The organism is Streptomyces sp. ATLC9 (genome assembly GCF_057196705.1).
The window spans coordinates 1-1,360 of sequence record NZ_JBXUOY010000505.1; the positions used below are offsets into that span (position 1 = coordinate 1).

A 1,360-nucleotide genomic window follows, 5' to 3' on the forward strand; every position below is an offset into this window, starting at 1 on the left:
CAGGGCTTCGGCGTAGTCGCGTGACGCCGGGTTCGTGACGATCTGTCGTATCGGCGGTGCCCTCGGAACGAGGCAGGCACGGTTTCCAAGATCATGGAGTTCTCTACGCCCCGTGATCCGAGTGGAAGACCGTGCCTGCCGACGTATCATCGCTGATCCCGCCTGCACTTGACCAACTCCGCGAGTAGCCCGAGGTACTGTCCGAGGAGGTCCCGGGGCTGCTGGAGCGGCTGGCCGAGGTGCCCGACCCGCGTGATCCGCGCGGAGTACGCCACCGTCTGACCGTCGTGCTCGCACTGACCGCGTGTGCCGTGCTGGCCGGAGCGAAGTCGCTGCTGGCGGTCGGCGAGTGGATCGCCGACGCCCCGGCGCCCGTGCTGGAGCAGGTCGGTGCCCGTCCCGATCCACTCCTACCCAGGCGGACCCTGCCAGCCGAGACGACGGTCCGCCGACTGCTGGCCCGCATAGACGGCGACGCGCTCGACGGGGCGGTCGGACGCTGGCTCGCCGATCGCCGTCCGAAGCCAACGGGGACTTCCGGACCGCGCGGCCTTGCGGTGGACGGCAAGAGCCTGCGCGGTGCGGCGAAACCGGAAGGCCGGAAGATTCACCTGCTCGCCGCGCTGGAGCACACCACCGGCCTGGTCCTGGCCCAGTTGGACGTCGGCGAGAAGACCGACGAGATCACCTGCTTCAAGCCGCTGCTGGACACCGTCGCCGACCTGGCCGGGGTCGTGGTCACCAGCGACGCGATGCACACCCAGCGCGAGCACGCCGACTACCTGCTGGGCCGCGGCGCCCACTACATCGTGATCGTCAAGGGCAACCAGAAGAAGCTGCGCCGACAGATCAGGTGCCTTCCCTGGAAGGACATCCCTCTTCAGGGCCGCACCAAGGGCGAGGGCCACGGCCGCTCGGAGATCCGCCGGATCAAGGCCGCCACCGTGAACAACCTCTTCTTCCCCGGCGCCCGCCAGGCCGTCCAGATCAAGCGCCGCCGCACCGACCGCAAGACCGGCAAGACCACCGTCAAGACCGTCTACGCCGTCACCAGCCTGACCGCCGAGCAGGCCACTCCGGCACAGCTCGCCCGACTCGTCCGCGACCACTGGACGATCGAGGCCCTGCACCACGTCCGCGACACCACCTTCGCCGAGGACGCCTCCCAGCTGCGCACCGGCAACGCGCCCCGCGCCATGGCCACCTGGCGCAACCTCGCCGTCGGAGCCCTACGGGCAGCCGGAGCGAAGAACATCGCCGCCGGTCTCCGCCACAACGCCCGCGACCCTCGGCGACCCCTCGCGCTCCTCGGCCTCGGTTGATCACAAACCGGACGTCACTCGACTACGCCGAAGCCCTG

The 1,360-nt window shown here is 69.9% G+C and carries 1 pseudogene; it reads left to right on the forward strand.

The features are described 5' to 3' along the window. Positions 1-239 precede the first annotated feature (239 nt). Positions 240-1,163: pseudogene (locus AC2CJA_RS26675) on the forward strand (ISAs1 family transposase); the annotation flags it as partial. Positions 1,164-1,360: the final 197 nt, after the last annotated feature.